Genomic DNA, 14,659 nt, shown 5'->3' with positions numbered 1-14,659 from the left:
ATATATTAAAATAATATAATAATTTGTATCTATCATTTCCCATATTCAACTAATAATGTATGCTAACCTTATATATTCTGCCAACTATAGTCATATCCTTTTTGTTATTCACATTAGTCGTAGGTATCTACTATAGCGGGAAAATAACTTCCTTACGCGAATATGCAATAGGTAATAAAAATTTTGCTACTGCTACTTTAGTGGCTACATTACTGGCCACACTTTATGGGGGAGGTGCCTTAATGCGTACCGTACAACAGATTTATAATCAGGGTATATATTATATTATTATATTGCTGGCAGACAGTATCTCTATTTGGATATGGACGCTACTTATACCACATATGGGACCATTTATGTACCACCTTTCCACAGCAGAAAGTATAGGTAGCGTATATGGTACATGGCCTAGAATCATTTCTGCACTATTTGGTGTAGTACGCTCCCTTATAACTATTGTTACACAAATTAATGTAGTCACTTCAGCTGTTACGATCTGTATACCTAAGATAGATTCCCATGCTATTACAGTGGCCATTAGTCTAATTTTTGTTACCTATTCCAGTTTGGGTGGCATTCGTTCTGTCACCTTTACTGACGTTATGCAATTTATCACCTTTACAATTGTTATTCCCTTTTTTACTTGGTATATGTATATACATACCAACCAGTCGGTAACAGAGATAATTGACTGCTTAAAGTGTTCGACGAAATTTCAAATGGATAGTTTATTTCAGCTCAATCGTAAATCTATTGGAGCATTTATGCTAGTATTAGCGATTATAATGCCTAGTGGAAGACCTAGTATGATGCAACGAATGTATATGTCTTCTGGAGTTACACAAGCTAAAAAAGTTTTTTATTACACTAGCATTTTTAATCTACTTATAGTAGGTTTTATTATTTTTATCGGTTTATTTACCATTATATCCATAAATCATTTAAGTATAGAAGAAATTTGGCCCTATATTGTCGGTCAATGCCCACCTATTCTGCAAGCATCTATTCTAATTGGACTCATTGCTATGACTATGTCGACTGCTGACTCTAGTTTAAATAACTGTGCTACCATGCTTACCCATGATTTACTTGCTAATATTTACTCAAAATGGCACATGTTGTCAGAAAAACATCAGTTATATATAGTAAGGATTTCCTCTCTAGTTACTGGTTTATTAGCCATGATAATAGCTTTTTACTGTAATGATTTGTTCCGGTTGCTTTGTTGGGCACTGCAAGTTTCCGTGCCTATTACAGCTGCTCCGCTATTACTAGCCGTCTTTGGTTTTCGCAGCACTTCCCGTACCGCGTTAATCGGCATGGGTACAGGTGTATTCACCATTCTAATATGGAACAAATTGGTTCAATCTTCTACTGGTATAGATGGTTCTGTCCTTGCTATGCTAGCCAATGGTCTAGCTATGATGTCAGCCCATTATCTATCAAAACAACCAAAAGATAGATGGTGGATTGGAATAGATGATACATTTAAACAAATTAAACAAGAAAATTCCCGTAAGCGTGCAGAACGCCAAGAAACGATTAAGAATTATTGGACAAATAGAAAAGATACTTTAGCCAAGTTGATGCCGAGCCACACTACGATGGTATATGTAGGATTATATATTACCATTACTAGTTTGTTTGCTTATTCTATGGTACGTATTACGAATCATGATGGATGCTGGCTTACCATTCAACTATTTGGATCAGCTTGTTGTTTAGGTTATCCATTTCTATATGATATTTCCAAAAAAATAAGGTCCATTCCAAGTTGGTTTATTGGTCTATATTGGTTAATAGGTTTATCAGTTTATCTTCCTATGAGTTTACTTTTGAACTGGTGGTATCCTAGTGATCTTATCTTTACCTTATCCTTATCTTTTTCCCATTTATTCGTAATATTATGGATTTTTCCTCTTTATATAGGTATAAGAGTTGTTGCCATTACATCATTAGTAGCCATTTATCCGATTTATGTTGGATGCTATTTCCCTGTATTAGGCTCTTTATTACCACTATGTATGATGGGTATGCTGGTATTTGCTATTATTATTTGCTTTAAAATCGAAGTAGGTAATATTACCACACAGAATATTTATCTAAAAAATCAAGAAAAAATCAGAGAATCCCAACGAGTAAAAGCCTCCCTTTATGATGCAGCAATGGTTCCATCAAATGGTTCTTCTTCCCATGCCCATAAAGGTTATGGATTTATTTTAAACCAAGTAGTTGGTAAGATTGAGGAATCTATCTCCTTTTTAGATAATAACATTCCCATTTATAAGCAAGATTTACAAAGTATTATCAATAAGTTTTATGATTGGATAACCTATTTCAATAGAAGAGAAAAATATAAAGATCATGCGCTGTTACAGCCTACTAAAATTACTTTCGATAAACTGATTCGTAAAGTGGAAGTTGCACTCTCCCAAGAGATTACTGATCCACCTAGGATTCTGTTAGAAACAATAAACGATGCTGATAAAGGCCTATCTATTATAGGCGATATCAACCAATTAGTTTATTTATTGGTTCAATCTGTTTTACGGATTGGTAAAATAGAAAACGATGTTTCACCAGTTATTCGTATACAACTGCATTCTACTACTTTGCACTTTATACAAGCAGACCCTATCGATAACAGCTATCCTACCTTTATGGACTTTAAAGCTACTGCTCTAGTTATCAGCCATTATACCGTTGATGCGAAAGCGTTACCTAAAGTAAAGAAGCAATATGACGATCTCATGGATTATATGGGAACAAAAGGTAAACAGGAAATTCCGCCATCCATAGATCTACAACAACAAACCCTATCTACGATTATTGAGGCCCACTACGGATATTTAGAAGCTCCTGATGATGCTAGCAAAAAAGCTATGTTATTAGTATTACCGAATAAGGTTACTGATATCCTTAGCAAGATGACTACTACCCTACCTATAGATTCCCTAACCTTAGAGTCACCTGTCACCCCTAAGGAACAAGCTGATTCGATGATGGAATTGATGCAGTTTCATGACTGTGTTTGTAAATCCTCTCTTCAAGAGGATCCTATTGATATGAAAATAATTTCTGGTTTGATTTTATTATTGCGGAAACATTTTGGCTTTAAGCGGCATGACTCTGGTCAATTGTTTTATGTTCGATCAAGTAGGGATTGCTGCATTAGTGGTAGAATGGGTTTTTCACTCTCCTAAAGTGATTTATGCTTCTTTGCTTTATGAGTTGGTTCGCCGTACTTGTTTGCCGCTTTCTTATATCAAGAAACATTATAATCTAGGTGTTTATGCCTTTGTGTTAAATCTGGTAGGTATAGATAAACGCCAAGATTTAGATCATGCCTCTTTGCTTTATGTAAAAAATCGATTGAAGGAAGCGATTAAAGAAGATCACGTACAACTTTCCGTTTTATTTATAAAATTGGCTGAACGGCTTTATGACCTACGTCATGCAGCAGGCCATATCCATCTAACAGAGGTTCAACATATGGCGCAAGAAACATTGGCTATAGATGTGCAAATAGCCAATACATACTTAGGAAGAGAAATAGGGATAACTTTAGAACAAGCCGCCAAGCAAGCACTAGAATATTATGAAAATACAAATAAAGAAAAAGATATTGTAACAAAAAATTAGAAACATATCTCATGGAAATTAAAAATAAATACTTTTTTGTAACTTGAAATAATCAATATATTATATTTGTATTTGTAAATACACTTAAGTAATTATTACAGATTGTTTTTCCAACTATTTAATGCTTTTTAGTAAGTTATCTTTATGACAGAAAGACTAAAACATGACAGCTTAGCAAAAAAAATTCTATCCGATCCAGTAGCTGCCCATGAGTTTCTTAGCCATTATTTACCAGAATCGTGTAAATCATTGTTAGATCTAAACACGCTTAAAATAGAAAAAGAATCATATGTAGAGGATAATTTAAAGCAAAAATTCAGTGATTTAGTATTCTCTATAAAGATGAAGAATAATGATAAAGCATTCATTTACACATTGATAGAAGCGGAGGTTAGTCCTAAGTATTGGACAGCATTTAAGTTATGGAAATATATGTTTCTCTTACTTGAAAGGCATAAGACGAAAAAGAAATCAAAACTTCCACTAATAATTCCGCTGGTCGTATACCATGGTAATACACCTTTTACTGTCCCAAGAAATTTATGGGAATTGTTTAGTGAACCTAGCCTTGCTAAAGAGTTTATGGGAGGTGATTATCGATTGATAGACTTATATTCTATGCCAGATGATCAAATTAAGAATAAGGCGCATCTAGGTATGCTGGAATACTTCATGAAATATGTTCACACCCGTGATATGCTTAAGCTATGGGAGGAATTTTTAGAAAACTTTCAATCATCTATTGTCCTAGACAAGGAAAAAGGTTATATTTACATAAGGACTTTTTTATGGTATACTGATAGTAAATTACCAGAAGACAAGTACTCAAATTTAGAAAATATCATTAGGGAACATCTTCCTAAAGAAGATAAAGAAGATCTTATGAGAACTATAGCACAAAAATATAGGGAAGAGGGTATCCGAATAGGGCAGGAGAGTGGTATCAAAATAGGACAGGAAAAAGGTAAGTTAGAGGGTAAACTAGAGGGTAAATTAGAGGGTAAGTTAGAGGGCAAGCTAGAGGGAGAAACTGAAAAAGCGCTTTCTATCGCTAGAGCTATGCTTGCAAAGCGTTACCCTTTAGAAGATATTATTGCTCTTACTGGTTTATCCAGATCTAGTATCCAGGACCTTGTCTGAACATTTTTATATAGTTATCCTATAATATAAATAGATATTCTATATCGTTACATTCCATATATTTTGGTTTAAAGATTCCGGCACTAAAGAAATCATTATTCACCCAATATAGATCTGGATATTTGGTTTTGGCTAATACCTTTTTAGCGCATAATTCTGCGTGTGCGTTCAGCACTGTGGCAGAAAACGAGTTTTTTCTAGTCTTTTACTAAAATTTATGGAAAAAATAAGGCGTTTATGCTAAAAATTTGTCCTAAAATCATATCTGAAACATGCCGAAAGACAAATTTCTGCCACAGTGCTGAACGCACACAATTCTGCTATCCCATCGAAAGGGTAATCCATATTTATATATATCATAAACCTATTAAACTCATTTAGCTTAAATAAGCATTTTTCTTCTGAAAATGAATGTTTACACATTAAATATTTTATGATATTTTTAGCTTTATTTGAGAGTTCATCTATGAAAAACTCATCGAATTGTACCTCTGACCTGTAGTTTAAAAAAAGGATTTTGAGCAAACTCCTTCACGTCTTCTAGTTTGTATTTTTCACTCATTTTCATTTAAAATTTACTATTTCTTTTTATTTTACTTTTAACGATATGCTGTATTAGATCCTTATTTAACTTTTCACTATATAGCTCTGCAATAGCTTCTTTATCCTTTTTAGACACTTCTTCTGATGCCACTTGAAGTCTATTGATCCGCTCTACAAGTTCTCCCATATCTAAGATATTTTTATTTTTAATGCTTTCTAATTGAAAATATTTTACCGGGTCATTTTTATAAAAATTAGGATTAGATAGTGTTTTATCTATCTTTTTATTTTGAATCTCTAGATTTTTGATCTGTTCTTTATAAACTGGAATCAGTCTGTTATTGGCCTCTTTAGAAGCTATTTTTATCTGATCTGATCGACGCAACTCTCTTTGAATATCTGAGCAAAGGGAATTTAAGCTTTTTGGAGGTTTTGTACTTAGAAAATTACTACTTCTACCCGTAAAAGAATCTACCCTACTTAACAGCGATTTTTCTCTATAACAAGAAAAAGAACAATCTCTTTTAAGCCCTCTAGTACAATCTAAACTAGGAATATAGTCACTTGGGTTCAAACTAATACCACTAATTTTTTCTGATATACCAAGCACTACTTTACCATATTTCGCATCAGATAGATCTTTGAATAATGATTTACCTTGGTTTTTAATAGAATTGGCATCTTCCACACTCTTTTTTAGTTTTCTCATACTGTCAGCCGCATCTTTCATTTGCGCTAGAACGTTGTTAGAGGTACCTACTTGTTCTTCCATTAACTGGGCGGTTTTTTCTTCTGGAGATAGACCAGGTATCCACTTTTTTAATCCGTTAGGTAGGATTTTGTTTAAACCTGATTTGATAGAAGATCCTATACTTGCTGAAGAGGTTACAGGAATGAGCAGGCATAAACAGACCACACCATATTTTTTAAACTTATTCATTTTTCTATTGGTTTAAGGAACACCTTTCTTCTATTGTCTATAGTTATTTTTTGTTCATTTTTAACGGATTTAATACCATCTACTACTATTCCACTGATCTCTCTTATCCAAGAATTACTGCCACTACTAGCTGCTTTACTAAGCAATTTGTTTTGCGCTTGATCAATGAAAGGATGTAAATTTTCTACTAATAGGCCAATCATATAATCTGAATCATACAAACCAATAGCCACTGGAACTACATTTTTACCAAATTCAGCTATTTCTAATTTAGATAGAATTCTTTCTTTTCCAAAAGCAACGATTCCATATAAAAATGCGCCTTTGTGGATTTCTTGACCTTTGTAAGTAAAAGCTTCTTTGACACATATTTTAATACTTCTGCCATGTTTGAGTTCTTGTGTCCCATAGACATAACCTACAGAAAAGCTGTTTTTTACCTTAATATTCTTTTTTCTGCCTTTTCTTTCAAAAGATACTGGAAAGTAGTTTTTTTCCTGCTTTTGAGGATGAACTATTTTCTTAAGTTTTTGCACTACTTTTTTAAGTTTAACACTAACTTTTTCAGGTTCTTTAACTGGTTCTGGTTCACCTTTTGATACTTCTTGATTGATATTTTTGGCCATATCTTCAAATAAAGAGCAACCTACCTGTTCCGATTGATAACGACCTTTCATTCTTTGATTAGTTTCTTTAGTAACCGATAATGGTTCTGCTTTTTCGAGTAGCTTACAAGGTTTGGGAGGAGGGGCTACAAAAAACTCATGCCAACTCTTTGTTTTTCTTACATCCCGTAATATAATCCAAGAAATAACCAATAACCCAGCTAATCCAAAACCTAATTTCTTTTTATCCATGGAAATTAAACTTCTTTAGATTCTTTAACCAAACAGGGTATACTCAGCAACAATCTGTTAGGTAGGTTCAAACTTAAATCTCTACGACCTTTTTTCTCTTCAAAACGAACGATTATACCTGATTTTTCTACCTTGTGTTTGATAACGAAAATCATAGGTAGGACCTCTCCAGGCGCTACTATCATACGCTTAGGCTCGAGTTTAATAGGAATAGCGGTTTTGTCTTTGTTGTTACCTAAAAAATATACGCTTCCTACCTTATAGTTATAAGGAGAGCTATTTCTCAATACAAACTTTAAAACAATCTCTTCTCCTGTGCTAACGGCATTACTCAAAAAACAACTTACTTTCTGCTTAGTTTGATGAAAACGTTTAATATTTGGTTGTTCCTGGGATACATATTCTATAGCTTCTGTTAAGGATTCAGTTAAAGGTTCATCGGTATCCCATTTCTCTGCTTCTTCTGTCTGTTTAATTTTATGCTGTGTAAGATCATACATCGGTTGTATACCAGCATCATAACTAACTGTGCCATAGAATACATCAATCTTTTCATTTTTTTTGCCTTCGTTGGATAGATAAAATACTGTAATAGTGGTCTTGCTGGTCCCGGGATGTTTAGCCTTTACTTCTAAAAACCTACCTTCTTCTTTAGATACATATTCTTTATCTCCATTTCCAAAAGAAATCTTTTCAATCGTACCACTGAGTTCCAGCAAAGTAGGATATTGATCTGAAACTTTTATATCCAATGCAAAAACAGGAAAATAAGAGATCAAAAATGCTAAAAGGCTACTTTTCTTCATGGTTTAGAAAGGTTAGATCGGTAATCATTAACCCATAGGGATTTTTACTGCATCTAGCTGTTGGTTGCATTTCTAATGCAATGCATTGATGGTAGCTATGGGTTTTAACTTTTCCTTGACCGGTTAAAAATTTTAAATCTGTTTGAAAGTAGATCTGTGACCTATAGGGATAGTTTTGTATATCAGCATGTATGCTCTTAACATAAACTGTAGTTACCCCATTAGATTCCTTATATATTTGAAACAAACTATCATCAGAAAAGATCTTTTTTAAGGTGACTCTAGAGGCATTATTCATAACGGTTAAAGCTCTTTCAATGTTTTCTTGGTAGTTATTTTCACTATGGGCAAAACCATCTTGTATAAAACGCATGGAAAAGTTTTCTACTTCAAACGATTCTCTACTGTTATTAGTTGGATTATCTTTTCTTATACCCACATGGGTCCCTTCAAGGGTAGCAAAATAGACCAAATCACTTCTGTTCTGTTTAAATACCAAATAGCCTAAAAAAGCAGATAAACCACCTAAGGATACCAAAAGAAAAACGACTAAAAATCGTAATAGGTTAATGATATTTCCATAATGATAGCTGTTTAGCTTATGAATCGATTGAACGGTTGATGACTGATAATCTTTATTATCTAACATATTGTATTAAGTTATTTATAATAGGGTTATGACCCTTTTCTCCCATTTGCTTGCCAAACCAAGTCCTTACGCAGTAAGGATTATTATTTATCTTTTTTTCCAAATTTTGGCAGATGACTAGCCCCATAAGCCATAAACTGACTCGTCTTTGCTTCTCCTATCGAAAAAAGGCTGTTTCCTACCGTGTTACCTATATATAGAGAAGTGAGCGGACCTACCATAGCATACATCAGACAAGTAGCGATGGCAGCACCAATACCATCTACATTATTGAATTCCAAAGAAATCAGTGAATAGTCTAGCAAATCAATGGTTACCCCCCACATTAAAAAGGAAATCAGCATATTAAGCCAGTAATTAACTATCCCACTAAAATTTCCTGGTAAGAGGCTAGCAGCAATGGCCAAAGGACCTACTTGTAAGGTAAATAGGATAGCTTGATGACGAAATATAGTAGTGGTTAAACCCATTATGCGAGATATCGATTTTAAAGCTTTAGTAGTTAAATTCGAAAAACCATTTTTAATTAGTTACCAGATACTTATTTCAGGATCTTTTATACTTTCGAAACTATCAGGTTTAACTAGATCATGCCAATCAAATCCATTCATAATCAAAGCGGTTAATTTGTCTAGCATATGAAAAATATCCAAGTAGAACTGTAAAAGCAAAAAGGTAACAATTAGTGTTAACAGACTTGTATAACAGGATTTTAATAACTCGGAAGTGCTTAAATGATACTGAAAATAATAGACCATTAAACGTACCAACAAGAATGGCAATAGTAATAACTTTGCTACGCCAATCATCTTTCCAATAGTGATATTCACCATTAGGTTTTGTGCTTCTAAGTTTAGATGAACTGAAGAAGATAAAATACCTTGAAAATGACTAGACATAATATTTTTGTTTAGTATGGTATACCCATTCTGCAATGCCATCTTCTATATTTCCATGTTTTTTAGCCAAATCAGCGATTTGGTTTCTTTCTGATGGATGAGAGGTAAACATAGCATGCTCCAAAGAGAGGGTTCTAGTAGCCATACATGACTCTGTCCCATCTCTTTAATAAAGATTTCCCTAAAACCACCTGGACCGTTTTTACGACGCAGACTGGCATACTTTTGCATGTCTAACGCATTCATACCTAAGAAAGCACCTATTTCTTCCCTACTAGATGCTTTTTCATTGTACAAAAGGATAAAGGTAGCCGCATTGTTTTTAATGGCACTGGCAATCTTAGATGATTTGATTTCTTGAATGTCTTGCGTTATTATGCGAATAGAGGTTTTGGTTTTTCTGCCTTTTCGATAGAAAGATTCTATATGCTCTCTAGAGGCATCATCTAAATTCGTCCAACCCTCTTCAATGTCTATAAACTTAGTAGCGTCTGGATGCTTAGAAACCATTTCAAAAGCAAAGTCAAATAGAATTTGTACCACCAATGGATAGAGTTTGCTATTGCATTTAATGGCTTCTAGCTCAAAACATACTAACCTATGGTCGACTAGATAGTCTTGCGCTAATGCATTAAAATGATCTTTGTAAATACCATGGGCAAATGGCTGTAAAACAATAAAAAATTCTTGAAAAGGGAACAACTGATCTTTTTTTAGATCAAGAATGGCTTCTCCATTAGCTGCTACCAATGCTTGTAAATAGTCATAAAATCCCGTTAAAGTAGGGATGATCGATTCTGGTAAATCCCTATAATAATCACTAATCCACTGAGAGAGTAAAGATTTTTCTACTTCACTCATTGGATTTTCATTCAAATCTCCCTTCCACATTTTGCCAATGAGCCCGACCAAAAAGATGATTTTGCTGCTATCTGGCAGGTATCTACCTGATGGTTCAGCTGGGAATAAAAAAGGATTTAAGTTTAAAGATTTTTCTGCACTGAGTTCAATATATTTCCCTCCTAAAGCTTCAAATAAATGGCGATAGGTCCCGCCACTGTCAATGACAATCACTATATGGCCTGCTTCAAATCGATCCTTAATCATTTTGCCATTAAAAAAGGATTTTCCAGAGCCAGAAGGACCGAAAATAAATGCATTTTGATTGTCTAAATCGGTGTTAAATGGGTTGAAATAGATGGGTTCTCTGTATCTATTGGCTAGTAATACACCTTCTTTATAGCCTGTGAATGGTGTGGTACTATTTATATGGGCGACAGCTGTTAATAGGAGGATAGGTATACGCCTATATACTTAATTGCCATTACATGGTAAAGCGGTGCAAAACAAATTAGCGGTATCTATGGTTTCTAAATAACCCCTCATGCCTATCCCGGAAAAAGCAGCTAGTACTTGAGAACTATATTGATTAAGGGTATCCAAATCAGTTATACCAAATGGTATCACTAAAAAAGATAAATAGACAATTGATTCGTTTCTCCGCAAAGGGTTTGTTCAAACTCAGCCATCTCGCCACGTATATGTCTAATGTTTTGCAGCTTCCGTTCATCGAGCTTAGTAGCTTCACTCCAGGCAAATGAATTAAAATGTTTTTTTAAGAATGCTTCAGAGTCGATCATACGAATAACTCTAGAAATGATATGCGGAAAATTTAGGCTACGCCCAAGGCCATCTGTTAAAGGAGCACAAACTCCTCCATTATGGCCGAATTTATCCAGAACTGTATAGCTAGGTTCAATAGAACTCTCTATTAAAGAAATCACTTGGGCTTTTCTGTTAGCCACCTGTACATATTCTTTATTTTTAACCAAACCACCATATAAGTTACCTTCTGGGTCTTCAAAATTTAAGGACAAACATCTATGGATCAGATGGGAAAATTCACCAGCAGTAAGAGGAGTTAATGGAAGATGGGTAGATACGCTTTGACGAAATTGGGCGGCATCCTTTTTAGCTATTGTGAGTCGCTTTTCTAAATGAGCAAAAGGATTTTTACTAAAACTTTTTGTCTCATCTCTAGAATAAAAAGTAGATAGTGGCGTATAGTTTTTATATAATCCAGGAAAGGAAAGTATGATATAGGATTCATGGTGCAGTATAGGGCGACCCTCTGTATGCCTAACCTGTTTTTGTTTCAAGAAATCAAGTTTGTTACTGTCTATAGATGGATTGTGCCACTGGTCTGGGTAGTATATATCTACTTGTTGAACAAGGCTGTTACAAGGCAGTTCTTTCATACTACTAGCGAGTATATGCGTCCAGTCTATATACTGTTGCTCCGTATACTGTTCCTGAAAGGCTAAAGTAGTTTTAAATTGTATAGAGATAGTCCCATCTGCAGATATGGTCATATCGTCATGAAAATCTACAAAAGGTAAGACTCTATGTAAGTCTTCTTTCTTATCTTTTTTTGAGAAAAGCATTGATCTTAAATTTTACCCTAAAACTATCTATCGGTACATGCAAAAACTGATAAGCAAAAAGACTTGATAACCAGGTAGGATTACTATTTTTCAGGAATATTTTTATCAAAAAAGAAATAATCACTATTAGACTTGTTAAAGAGATGGTCCACATGCGGTTGTAGTGCAATCAATCTTCACAGTAGCAAGAGACCATATAGGCTAGGCAGCAAATGCCTAGCGCCACTAAGGCTTCTGATAATGAAAAAGGACCTAAAAAGCCTTTTTCTTTTAAGTACGGGCTATTCACTAATTTTTGCATGGTAGTTTATTTTTTTACCTGATTTAGAGTTTAAAAAAGTTAGAAATCATATCATACAATGGCCAATTGATGAAAAAAAGACAATAGCAGCTATCCAGTGTAATAATTCATGAAATATCATACCTCTATCTCTACCTACATTATATAGGTAGGCTAGCCTAAAAGCGCCTATGACACCCAGTAGTTTAGCTACCAAGGTTAACAACTGATAGCCGCTTGTTAATCCAACCTTCAAGGGCACCTGTGATATCTAGTAATATCATTTTAATTCTATTTTAATGTTATATTCTTACTTTGTAAGGACTATTATAAACAAGCTAATGGGAAAGAAGTATGTTTCTGATTTAGAATAAAATTATCTAACTAAATATGAGATTAATAGTTTTTAATGTAATCAATCGAACAAAAAAAGATGGTTCAGGACTAGGAGTAAAATCGATATAACTACTATGCGTATTTACCCTACTAAATAAAGTATCAATGTATTTATCTTGCTTTTTTAATTCTGTTTCTAACTTACTACACTTAGATCGCAGATCATTATTGACTCTGTTTAACTCTGTATCAACGCATTTAAATCTGAAATATCCCCATCATGCTTTTTTATTTTAGATTCCAGTTTGTCTCTACTCTCACAGAGTTCTTCTATTTCTTCTTCTAAACGTTCAACATCGGCCTCTCTAGTTTTGCGCTCATCTTCTACAGAACGCCTAGTTTCTCTTTGAAAAGATTGGTATTCTGCCTCTTTTTCAGCTTTTTTAATATCTAATCTTGTTGTTTCTCTCTTTAAATCTGTAATTTTTACAATTACATCTTCTAAAGATTGTACTACATCTTCCATATTTGATATACCTGTACATGACCGAAAGATATCAGAAAAACTATTTACCTCTCTTTCTAATATATTTGTATGTATTTTACGACCATCTGGCTCTTGATTAGCGTTAATATGATTCATTTCTTTATGCCAATCATTTAATAACTTAGTGGTTAATACTCTAGTCTTTACTCTATCTTTAGTGTCTTTGTTTAAGAGTCTGTAGATTATTAAGTACGTCCGAAACTTAACGAGAAACAGCCGTATCATGCTGCATATAGACCAGTATATTATGTAGGTTAGATTGTCTATTATACCAATCTGGTTCTATAGCTTGTAAATTTTGAAAGGCTGATTCTGGATTTAAACTATAGTCTGAACAATAGTTTATAAAGCGATTTACTATCTTCAGATAATGACTCTATCTTAGAGGCCAATGCTTCAAATAAGAAAATAGATAAATCTACAGCTTCTGTTTCATGATTTGTGCCATCTGGATAAGTAATATCAAAACAAATCCTTGGGACACCATCAATCTTATCCATAAACGTATCTAGTTCACCTAACCTAAATCTAAATGCACTATCTCCCACTGAAAGCATACCACTAAGATCAATAGGTTGGCCTGTTATTTTTAGTAAATCACCTTCTATACCGCCTGATAGACGATAATTTGACAAAATAACTTATCACTTGTAGTATTAAAAGGAGCAATAACCTTTAAGTTGATATGTCTGTTATCCATACCATTCTCAATACTACCTTCTAGACTAGCAACTACTTTAAAGTCAGGATCCTTGACAACAAATGGCTGCTTAAAGGTCACTTCACGTTCATCTCCCTTTTCATTGATTATTGTGATGCTAGGCTCTAAATCCCAACAAAAACCATGGATTAAACATTAAAGTATTGACGCCTACTGTTAAAGGCGTATTTGATATCATTTCATCTTTCCTAGGATAAACTTACCTCCATTCAGTTTAATGGCCTTGATATGGTAATTAAGCACCTTACCTGCATCAGTTAATGGACAGATCTTGAGTTTACATACCCTATCTTTAAACGGTAAGAGAGGTGTTTCTTCTGAAACAAGAGAAAGTTCAGCTGTAAAGTTTTCAATTCTATGGTCTTGAACTTTAACAGAAAAAAAATAGTCTTGTGCGGTATCACCTTTAGTATTGCCTACTGTTAAATGAATGGTATGATTTCCATCACTACCAGGTTTTGGGGCGTAAAAAAGGGTATTATTACCAAATTTAATCGGTTCATTGCTACATATTGGTTTTTTGCATGATCCTGTATCTACATACATAGATCCTTTTCCATCTGTTACACACCACTTAACCAATCTATATTTTTGCGAATGCCAATACGTTATCTGAAGTGATATTAATATGAATAGGTGTACCATCTTTGTCTTCTACATAAGCAACCTTGACATTTGTACCAGCCTTTAAAGCGTATGGAGGTTCATCTAGCCTTAACGAGCATGTTATAGGATCCCCTCCCTCTCTGTTAAAATCACAAGTCAATATAACAGCATCAATACTGACCTTATGGATATGACAAGTGTCTTTTTCATTAGGAACATAGTATAGATGCGTATCACCATGTTGGACTA

The 14,659-nt window shown here is 34.0% G+C and carries 19 protein-coding genes; 3 read left to right on the top strand and 16 right to left on the bottom strand.

The annotated features are described in order from the left end of the window. Window positions 1–101 precede the first annotated feature (101 nt). The 3 genes from FPG78_RS05975 (at window position 102) to FPG78_RS05970 (ending at window position 4,782) form a co-directional block, all read left to right on the top strand. The gene (locus tag FPG78_RS05975; RefSeq protein ID WP_223262072.1) at window positions 102–3,203 is read left to right on the top strand and encodes a sodium:solute symporter family protein; all 3,102 of its coding nucleotides are present in this window, start codon (window positions 102–104) and stop codon (window positions 3,201–3,203) included. Continuing rightward, a complete protein-coding gene (locus FPG78_RS07815) occupies window positions 3,145–3,642 on the top strand; it encodes an HD domain-containing protein (protein ID WP_223262071.1) in 498 nt (165 codons plus the stop codon). Before FPG78_RS05975 ends, FPG78_RS07815 begins: the two co-directional genes overlap by 59 nt. Before the next feature lie 144 nt (window positions 3,643–3,786). Continuing rightward, complete coding sequence (locus FPG78_RS05970; protein WP_144087090.1) at window positions 3,787–4,782, top strand: Rpn family recombination-promoting nuclease/putative transposase; 996 nt, start codon at window positions 3,787–3,789, stop codon at window positions 4,780–4,782. A 568-nt stretch (window positions 4,783–5,350) separates the two neighbouring features. Here the strand turns inward: FPG78_RS05970 and FPG78_RS05965 are convergent. The 16 genes from FPG78_RS05965 to FPG78_RS07230 all read right to left on the bottom strand — a co-directional run. Then, entirely contained in the window at window positions 5,351–6,265 is a 915-nt protein-coding gene (locus FPG78_RS05965; RefSeq protein WP_144087089.1) for a hypothetical protein, read from the bottom strand. Continuing rightward, window positions 6,262–7,122 (bottom strand): conjugative transposon protein TraM, encoded by an 861-nt coding sequence (gene traM / locus FPG78_RS05960; RefSeq protein WP_144087088.1) that lies wholly within the window; start codon window positions 7,120–7,122, stop codon window positions 6,262–6,264. The genes FPG78_RS05965 and traM overlap by 4 nt, the downstream gene beginning before the upstream one ends. A 5-nt stretch (window positions 7,123–7,127) precedes the next feature. Further along, a complete protein-coding gene (locus FPG78_RS05955) occupies window positions 7,128–7,928 on the bottom strand; it encodes a hypothetical protein (RefSeq protein WP_144087087.1) in 801 nt (266 codons plus the stop codon). Then, the gene (locus tag FPG78_RS05950) at window positions 7,915–8,577 is read right to left on the bottom strand and encodes a hypothetical protein (protein ID WP_144087086.1); all 663 of its coding nucleotides are present in this window, start codon (window positions 8,575–8,577) and stop codon (window positions 7,915–7,917) included. Before FPG78_RS05950 ends, FPG78_RS05955 begins: the two co-directional genes overlap by 14 nt. 83 nt (window positions 8,578–8,660) lie before the next feature. After that, window positions 8,661–9,047 (bottom strand): hypothetical protein, encoded by a 387-nt coding sequence (locus FPG78_RS05945; protein WP_144087085.1) that lies wholly within the window; start codon window positions 9,045–9,047, stop codon window positions 8,661–8,663. Between the two features lie 60 nt (window positions 9,048–9,107). Continuing rightward, the gene (locus tag FPG78_RS05940; protein WP_144087084.1) at window positions 9,108–9,476 is read right to left on the bottom strand and encodes a hypothetical protein; all 369 of its coding nucleotides are present in this window, start codon (window positions 9,474–9,476) and stop codon (window positions 9,108–9,110) included. Window positions 9,477–9,521: 45 nt separating this feature from the next. Then, the gene (locus FPG78_RS05935; protein WP_255431792.1) at window positions 9,522–10,628 is read right to left on the bottom strand and encodes a VirB4 family type IV secretion system protein; all 1,107 of its coding nucleotides are present in this window, start codon (window positions 10,626–10,628) and stop codon (window positions 9,522–9,524) included. A gap of 162 nt (window positions 10,629–10,790) precedes the next feature. Continuing rightward, a complete protein-coding gene (locus tag FPG78_RS07240) occupies window positions 10,791–10,943 on the bottom strand; it encodes a hypothetical protein (RefSeq protein ID WP_186292507.1) in 153 nt (50 codons plus the stop codon). Then, window positions 10,943–11,920: a hypothetical protein gene (locus tag FPG78_RS05930; RefSeq protein WP_144087082.1), complete on the bottom strand. Its 978-nt coding sequence runs from the start codon at window positions 11,918–11,920 to the stop codon at window positions 10,943–10,945. Before FPG78_RS05930 ends, FPG78_RS07240 begins: the two co-directional genes overlap by 1 nt. A 169-nt stretch (window positions 11,921–12,089) precedes the next feature. After that, window positions 12,090–12,221: a hypothetical protein gene (locus FPG78_RS08195; RefSeq protein ID WP_255431785.1), complete on the bottom strand. Its 132-nt coding sequence runs from the start codon at window positions 12,219–12,221 to the stop codon at window positions 12,090–12,092. 46 nt (window positions 12,222–12,267) lie between these two features. Beyond that, window positions 12,268–12,456: a hypothetical protein gene (locus FPG78_RS05925; RefSeq protein ID WP_144087081.1), complete on the bottom strand. Its 189-nt coding sequence runs from the start codon at window positions 12,454–12,456 to the stop codon at window positions 12,268–12,270. A 318-nt stretch (window positions 12,457–12,774) separates the two neighbouring features. After that, window positions 12,775–13,179, bottom strand: a complete 405-nt coding sequence (locus FPG78_RS05920) for a hypothetical protein (protein ID WP_144087080.1) — start codon at window positions 13,177–13,179, stop codon at window positions 12,775–12,777. A gap of 227 nt (window positions 13,180–13,406) precedes the next feature. Further along, on the bottom strand, window positions 13,407–13,718 hold the full coding sequence (locus FPG78_RS05915; RefSeq protein ID WP_144087079.1) for a hypothetical protein: 312 nt from the start codon (window positions 13,716–13,718) through the stop codon (window positions 13,407–13,409). Then, window positions 13,688–13,864 (bottom strand): hypothetical protein, encoded by a 177-nt coding sequence (locus FPG78_RS07235; RefSeq protein ID WP_186292506.1) that lies wholly within the window; start codon window positions 13,862–13,864, stop codon window positions 13,688–13,690. The genes FPG78_RS05915 and FPG78_RS07235 overlap by 31 nt, the downstream gene beginning before the upstream one ends. Before the next feature lie 114 nt (window positions 13,865–13,978). Continuing rightward, on the bottom strand, window positions 13,979–14,386 hold the full coding sequence (locus FPG78_RS05910) for a hypothetical protein (protein ID WP_144087078.1): 408 nt from the start codon (window positions 14,384–14,386) through the stop codon (window positions 13,979–13,981). Window position 14,387: 1 nt separating this feature from the next. Continuing rightward, a partial coding sequence (locus tag FPG78_RS07230) for a hypothetical protein (protein ID WP_186292505.1) occupies window positions 14,388–14,659 on the bottom strand: 272 nt, incomplete at its 5' end.

It is taken from the genome of Cardinium endosymbiont of Dermatophagoides farinae (assembly GCF_007559345.1).
Taxonomy (GTDB): domain Bacteria; phylum Bacteroidota; class Bacteroidia; order Cytophagales; family Amoebophilaceae; genus Cardinium.
This window is presented reverse-complemented; position numbering and strand designations above follow the sequence as displayed.